This is a genomic window from Streptomyces ortus, from assembly GCF_026341275.1.
In the GTDB taxonomy this organism is placed as follows: domain Bacteria; phylum Actinomycetota; class Actinomycetes; order Streptomycetales; family Streptomycetaceae; genus Streptomyces; species Streptomyces ortus.
In genome coordinates this window covers 8,598,726-8,605,295 of sequence record NZ_JAIFZO010000002.1, presented here as the reverse complement: position 1 = coordinate 8,605,295, position 6,570 = coordinate 8,598,726, and the positions used below count along the sequence as shown (strand labels likewise).

Annotated in this window: 7 protein-coding genes and 1 pseudogene; 5 read left to right on the top strand and 3 right to left on the bottom strand. The window is 66.6% G+C overall.

The genetic code is table 11. The features are described 5' to 3' along the window. Nucleotides 1–192 precede the first annotated feature (192 nt). The gene (locus K3769_RS40625) at nucleotides 193–624 is read right to left on the bottom strand and encodes a hypothetical protein (protein WP_267031222.1); all 432 of its coding nucleotides are present in this window, start codon (nucleotides 622–624) and stop codon (nucleotides 193–195) included. 473 nt (nucleotides 625–1,097) lie between these two features. Here K3769_RS40625 and K3769_RS40620 point away from each other — a divergent pair, with 473 nt between their 5' ends. Next, on the top strand, nucleotides 1,098–1,256 hold the full coding sequence (locus K3769_RS40620) for a hypothetical protein (protein WP_267031221.1): 159 nt from the start codon (nucleotides 1,098–1,100) through the stop codon (nucleotides 1,254–1,256). Nucleotides 1,257–1,366: 110 nt separating this feature from the next. Here the strand turns inward: K3769_RS40620 and K3769_RS40615 are convergent, their stop codons facing one another. Together K3769_RS40615 and K3769_RS40610 are read right to left on the bottom strand one after the other, a co-directional pair. Continuing rightward, nucleotides 1,367–1,870, bottom strand: a complete 504-nt coding sequence (locus K3769_RS40615) for a hypothetical protein (RefSeq protein WP_267031220.1) — start codon at nucleotides 1,868–1,870, stop codon at nucleotides 1,367–1,369. Between the two features lie 82 nt (nucleotides 1,871–1,952). Next, nucleotides 1,953–2,948: an ArsR/SmtB family transcription factor gene (locus tag K3769_RS40610; RefSeq protein ID WP_267031219.1), complete on the bottom strand. Its 996-nt coding sequence runs from the start codon at nucleotides 2,946–2,948 to the stop codon at nucleotides 1,953–1,955. Nucleotides 2,949–3,603: 655 nt separating this feature from the next. Between K3769_RS40610 and K3769_RS40605 the strand changes: the two genes are divergently transcribed. From K3769_RS40605 to K3769_RS40590, 4 genes and pseudogenes are all read left to right on the top strand, one after another. After that, the gene (locus K3769_RS40605; RefSeq protein ID WP_267031218.1) at nucleotides 3,604–3,786 is read left to right on the top strand and encodes a hypothetical protein; all 183 of its coding nucleotides are present in this window, start codon (nucleotides 3,604–3,606) and stop codon (nucleotides 3,784–3,786) included. A 54-nt stretch (nucleotides 3,787–3,840) separates the two neighbouring features. Further along, nucleotides 3,841–4,947: a hypothetical protein gene (locus K3769_RS40600; protein ID WP_267031217.1), complete on the top strand. Its 1,107-nt coding sequence runs from the start codon at nucleotides 3,841–3,843 to the stop codon at nucleotides 4,945–4,947. A gap of 99 nt (nucleotides 4,948–5,046) precedes the next feature. After that, nucleotides 5,047–5,448: a hypothetical protein gene (locus K3769_RS40595; protein WP_267031216.1), complete on the top strand. Its 402-nt coding sequence runs from the start codon at nucleotides 5,047–5,049 to the stop codon at nucleotides 5,446–5,448. 182 nt (nucleotides 5,449–5,630) lie between these two features. Beyond that, nucleotides 5,631–6,533, top strand: a pseudogene (locus K3769_RS40590) (ISL3 family transposase); the annotation flags it as partial. Nucleotides 6,534–6,570 lie beyond the last annotated feature (37 nt).

Below are 6,570 nucleotides of genomic sequence, written 5' to 3'. Positions count from 1 at the left end.
GCTCAGGCCAGGTCGAGGGCCACATGACACGCGTCAAACTGATCAAGCGGAAGGGCTACGGCCGAGCCAACCTCGACCTGCTCCGCAAACGGATACTCCTCATGACCTGACCTGACCTGACCTGACCTGACCGGCCCCGGAGCACGGGATTTTCAGGAGAACCGGTCGCCCGAACGCGCTGGAGCTGACCTCTTAACGTTCGAAGTCTCTCGCGGCGTCGTCCCAGCAGACGCTGCGGAGACCGTGATCGGCGTCCTCACCTGACGGGATGTCGGGAGTCGCCTGGAACCACACGACGGTCAGTGCAGAGTGGTGCAGCACCGACTCTCGTTCCGGATCGATCGGCTGAGAGGTGAACGACCCAACGCACGTCACTGCAGGCAGCAGTTCGACCGGGCCGAAACCACCAGCAGGGAGGTCGGGCAGCTCCCGGACCGGCGCGACCATGTGCACCGGAATTGAGGGACGATCCTTCTCGACGCTCTTGAGCAGGCGCTCCAGCTTGAGGTCGTTCCAGCGCCGGAACGGGTACCCCTCCAACATCCCGCCATACGTCGAGGACAGTCGCACGTCCGAGAGTTCGATCGAGCGGCCTGAAGTGAGAACTATGTGCGCCAGTGCCATAGCCCCCAACCTACTGGCGCAACAGGACCCGACTTCTGGCCCCCGGCTCTGAGGCCGTGACAGTTACTCCAAGACTCCGACATCAACATCGCTGCGTGGATCACAAGATCTTCGCCAGAGCCGAAAAACTTGATCGTCGACAGCTAGGCGTTCTCATTGCATCTGCGGCAGTCTCACCCAACCTGCAGGACTGCAGGTCAATCGACTCGCACAGGGCCCGGAACCTGTCGCCACGGCCCGCACATAGCCCACGGGCCCGCACGCGAAGCTGCCTCAGCCACGGCGAGCTGTTGATACAACCGACTTTTATAGTGGGGCTCCCCGAGGTCAGCGGAGGAAAGCCAACTGGAGCGCCGGGCCATGCAGTTGAGTTCTTTCTTTGCAGAAAAAGACGTTGGGAGCCCTCAGAGTGTGCGGAGGTCGTTCTTTATGTAAGAGGGCTCAGCGGAAAGTGGCCTCTGGCCTGTGGTTTTGTGATTCGTAATGTCGGCGGCCACGACATTACGAACGCTCCAGTGTCGGCGCCTGTCGACATCGAAGTGCAAAACTTGCTGCTGTTCGCAACTTTTGCACAAATCATGCTGCTGGAAGCAAGTTTTGCCGATGTGGGCCGCGCGACTCTGCCGACCTGATGGGGTTCGGCCGTGCCTGGGGCAGTGGGGCACCGTGCCAGGCGAACCTGGCACGGCAAGGGGCTCGGAGCTGTAGACGCTCCGAGCCCCTTGGCTGGTGTGCTGGTGAGTCAGCAGTTGCGGATGGACCAGACGGCGTCCCAGTTGATGCCGTGGCTGATGCCGCCGTCAGCCGGGGCGCTGACCAGGACGTTGCCGCTCTGGCCGTAGATGCTTGCCGTGGCGTTGCCGGTCTGCTGGTTGTAGTAGGCGCCGTCGCCGAGCCAGTTCGAGACGGAGTATCGCTGGCAGGCGAAGAGGAAGAAGATTTTCCAGTCGCTTGTGGTCGGGTCCCACACTGCGGCGCAGAAGTTTCCGTCGCCACAGCTGAACGAGCCGCCCGACGGTACGTGCTGGGTGTTGACCGCCGGCGAGATGCCCGGGGACGCCGCGGCGAGGGAGGCGCGAGCCTGAGCGTCCGACGGTGCGGGCGGGGCGATGAAACGCTGGTCGGCTGCGGCGCCGGGTGAGGGCGATGCAGCCTGGGCGGGTCCGGCGGCGAACACGGCCGCCAGAGCCAGAAGCAAGGCGCCGAGGACGCCAAGGACAGAACGCTGGGCACGTGCTGTACGCATTCGTTGAACTCCCCTGGTCGTTGGTGCGTACCTCAAGGCTGTTCCTGCTGGCGTGTCCTGCGCGACATGTTGAAGCGGTGCCTTAAACGGAAGGGCGCACACCCTCGAGGAGAGCGAGGCCCGTGGGCGTACTGGTGTGCAGGACGTGCCTGCCGCGGCGCATGCTCACCAGCAGGCCGGCGCGGCGCAGGACGGCCGTGTGCTGGCTGACCGCGGCGCCGGAGACGTTCAGGCGCAGGGCGAGCTCACCGGTCGTTGCCCCCGTGACAACGTTCTCCAGGATGGCGGCGCGGGTCCGGCCGATGAGCGCCCCCAGGGACGTGTCGTCTTCGGTGCCGGCGCTCTCCTGGGCCCAGCCGAGAGTGTGCTGGATGGGGTAGACCAGGACGGGCGTGAGCGTCTCGTCGGCGACCGTGACGGGTCTGCGCAGGCAGAAGAAGGACGGCTGGAGCAGCAGCCCCCGCCCGCGCAGGTACACGTTGCGCGGGACCGGGTAGTCGGCCTCCAGCACGGGCGGATGCCAGCGCAGCACGGGACGGAATCCTGCCAGCAGGCCGTCGGTGCCGCCGTCCAGCACCGACCGGGCACGTATCGCCCGGTCGGCGTCCACCTGGGTCCGGATCTGGTCCCAGAACGGGGCGAGCGCGCTGTGGTGCTGAGCCTGCAGGGAGGAGCCGAGCCGGCGCAGCGCTGCGGGCTCGCCCTCTGCCAGAGTTCGCGTCAGGGGCGGCATCGGCTGTGCACGGTGTGCGGAGGCGGCAAACAGGGCCAGATCGCGACGCAACCGAATCCGGGGTGTGCCGAGCACCGTCTCGATCGCAGCCGCCAGGTCGAAGGAGCCCCGCAGATCAGGGGTGAGGAAGTCCGGGGAGTACCCCCTGGGTGGCAGCAGAGCGGCCAGCAGGCTGTGTGCCCGTCCCATCCGCGGCCGCACGAGTGTGCGCCACTGCCCGAACAGCAGCGGCGCGTCCTTGCTGATCAGCGCTTGGAAACTGTTGGTGATCTCCCACAGGGGATCGGGGGCGGCCGCGACGCGTACGCGTGCGAGGTCGTCAGCGGTGAAGTGGACCCGCAGCATGAGGTCTCCGATGGTGGTCGGTCATCGGGCGGGACGAGATGATCACTACGACAGTGACCGACCCAACCTGCACGGACAAGGCATGATTGAGACGCGCGCCACATGACGCCCCCCCGCACCGAGAAGCCGGCCACCGGCTACCGGCAGGCCTCTCTAGGAGTCCACACCGCCGGTGATGTTCGGCCCAACTGCCTTGTCGACCGACGCTTGCGCAGCGATACGCCCTGCGCGGCTTCGAATGTCGGCGATGGCCGACACCAACTTGCGGCAAGGTACAACTCTCCGGCGTGTAACTTGCGGCTCTCTGCTGATTCTCACTTCCGTGCCTGAAGCCTTCTCGTTCCGGTGCTCTCAGACAGGGCTCTGCGCGGCCGTGTCTCGGCACACAGTGAGACGACCGACGGACGCCTCGTGAAAAACTCCAGCACAGTCGAGCGAGAGTCAGCACCTCGGGCGGATCCGACCAGCGCGATCAGGCCGAACGGCTATGACGTCGATGATGACAAGAACCCCAGTGCAGTCCTCGCGGCCGGTGCAGTGAGGACTTTCGGCGTACGCCGAAACCGATTGTCACCGGAACGCGGCCAAGGTGAGACTTCTCGGCAGGCCCGGCCCACCCGGCCGGACCACCACCGACAGAGACGGGGAACTCACCATGCGCACCTCGCGTTCACTGCGGTTGCTCGGCACGGCGGCTGGCGGCCTGTCGCCCATCGCACCGGACGCGGCCCACCCGACCGCCGTGGGCCACGGCACCGGCGACAATCCCGACGGGCGGATGTCCCGCGCTGCGCCGGTGTGCGGCGGCAACGTCCTCGACCGCACGAAGCGGTACTGAGCCATGTTCCGATGGAGCAGATGGCGTTCCGTAGCAGTGCTGTGTGCCGTGGTCATGGCCGTGATGACCGCCCTGCTCAGTCCTTCGGCCACCGCGGCAACGAACGCGGCGTCGTCCGCGCCACGTGACGCGGCCGGTGTCACCGTGCCGGCCGGTGTGACGGCGGGAGTCGCCGTCTTCGACCGGCAGACCGGCACCTTCACCGAGCAGCTGAACCCGAACATGCAGTTCCGGTCGGCCTCCGTGGTCAAACTGCTGATCGCGCTGGACTACCTCTGGAACCGCGGTCCGGACTACCAGATCCCGTCCGGTGACCAGGCCAAGTGGAACTCCATGCTGCGCAGCAGCGACGACGACGCGGCCAGCGAATTCTGGGTGCGTAACGGCGGGGGCTCGATCGTCACCCGGATGGCCCGTGAGCTGTCCCTCTCCAGCAACACGACCCCGCCGCCGGCCAACCAGGACGGCATGTGGGGCTACACAGCCTTGACGGCCGCGGACACGGTGAAGATCTACCGTTACCTGCTGGACACGGCGCCCGCCCGCGTTCGCGAACTGATCATGGGTAATCTGAAGCTGTCCACACGCTGCTCCGCCACCGACCACTTCGACCAGCACTTCGGTATCGCGGGCTCCTTCAACAAGCCGTGGGCCGTGAAACAGGGCTGGTCGGGTTTCGGCGACATCGAGCAAGGTACGTGCCGCCCCGCCACGTCGGCCCTCAACGGCAAGGCAGCGTCCGTCGACCTGACGAAACCGGCGCTGCACGCGACCGGGACGGTGGGCTCCGGTGACCGCTCCATCGTGGCCGTGTACACCCTGCACGACGTCGGCACCTCGTACGGCAAGGCGTACACCGACCTGGGCAGGCTGACCCGTTCGCTGAACGTTCCCGGTGGCGTACGACCGGCGGGCACGTGGTTCGGCACCTGGAGCTCCGGTGTCAACGTCCGCCCCGAGCCCAATACCACCCGCGACCCGCTTCTCCAGCTCCCCGCCGGGGTCGAGGTGCTCGTCGGCTGCCAGACGCGAGGGGAGACCGTCTCGGTCCCGCCCTACACCAACGAGTGGTGGGCCTACCTGCCTCAGTACGGGGGCTATGTCAGCAACATCTACATGAGCAGTCCGGACAATCAACTGCCCGGCGTCGCGCAGTGCTGAGCAGTGCATCACGGTGCTGCGAAGGGCCTGCGGGAAGAGCCGGGCAGGCACCCGGCACCTTTCGGTCGAACTCGAAAACCAGTGAGAAAAGGACAGTGAATGACCAGGACCAGGAAGTACCTCTCCCTCTGGACGGCAGCCCTCGCCCTGACAGTGGGCGGTATGATCGCCGCCCCTTCGGCCAGTGCCGCTGCCAGCGCCGAGTGCGGAGTTCGGGCGAGCGACGGCCGGCTGTGGTGCGAGAACGGAGCCCCCGCCATTCTGCGCTCGGGCGCCTACCACGAAGCGAATATAACGGGGCAGCTCTATTCCACCTTCAGCTGGTTCGACTGCTGGACCTATGGTGGACTGCACGGCGGCGGCAACACCACCTGGTACCACACCAAGGGTGACTGGACCGCTCCTGGCTACGACGGCTGGGGCTACGTCCCGGCGGACTGGGTCAACACACCGTCCTCCTTCGACGCCGATCCGAGCGCGCGCGGTCTGCGGCACTGCTGAGAACAGCACTGCCGAGAGCGGCACTGCCGAGCTCGCCGGACCACTCCTTGATGTCGTCGGTCTCGTCCACGAGACCGACGGCATCGTCGTCGTGGCGTCCCATTCCCTCCCGTTAAGGGTCTGTCAAACGAGCGGCTCTTCCAAGATTTTCGTAGGCGTTGATCGTTCTGGCGATTGGCCGTGTGACTCGGACTGCCCGTGCCAGGCTGGTGGTGTGTGACGTCACCCTTGACGAGCTGTTGCCCCGGCTGGCGGGGTTACGAGTTGAGCGGGTGGATGCCAACCCGGTGGCCGTGAGGATCACCGCGTTCACAAGGGAAGATGTGCGCCATGCGTGCCCAGGGTGTGGTCAATGGTCGGACTGGGTGCACTCGCGGTATGTGCGTCACGTCACGGACGAGTCGGTCGGCGGGCGGCCCGTGGTGATCGATCTTTCGGTGCGGCGGCTGTACTGCGAGAACCCGGCCTGCCCGAGGACAACGTTCGTCGAGCAGGTCGACGGACTGACGGAGCGCTACCAGCGCAGGACGCCAGCGCTGCGGAGGACAGTCGAGGCGGTCGCTGCAGTACTGGCTGGCTCGGCCGGTGCCAGGCTGCTCACGGTGCTGCACCAGAGGCTGTCCGCGGCGTCGGTGCTGAACTGTCTGATGCGCATGCCGCTGCCCGGCCGGCCCACGCCCGTGGTGGCCGGGATCGACGAATTCGCCCTGCTCAAGGGCCACCGCTATGCCACTGTCATCACGAACGCGGACACCGGTGAGCGCATCGACGTGTGGCCCGATCGCCTGGCGGGGTCGGTGACCGCCTGGCTGCGTGAGCATCCCGGCGTCCGCGTGGTGTGCCGGGACGGCTCAGGCTCCTTCGCCCAGGCCACCACCGACGCCGATCAGACGATTGTGCAGGTCGGCGACCGCTGGCACCTCTGGCACGGACTGACAGGAACCGCGCTGAAGGAGGTCGGCGCACACGCCTCCTGCTGGAGCAAAGTCGGCCCGCCGCTGCCCGAGGGCAAAAGCGCCACCACCACCCGCGAGAGGATGGCGGCAGGTCCACGACCTCCTCGACCAGGGCGTCGGCCTGCTCGTCTGCGCCCGCCGTCTCGGCGTATCGCTCAACACCGTC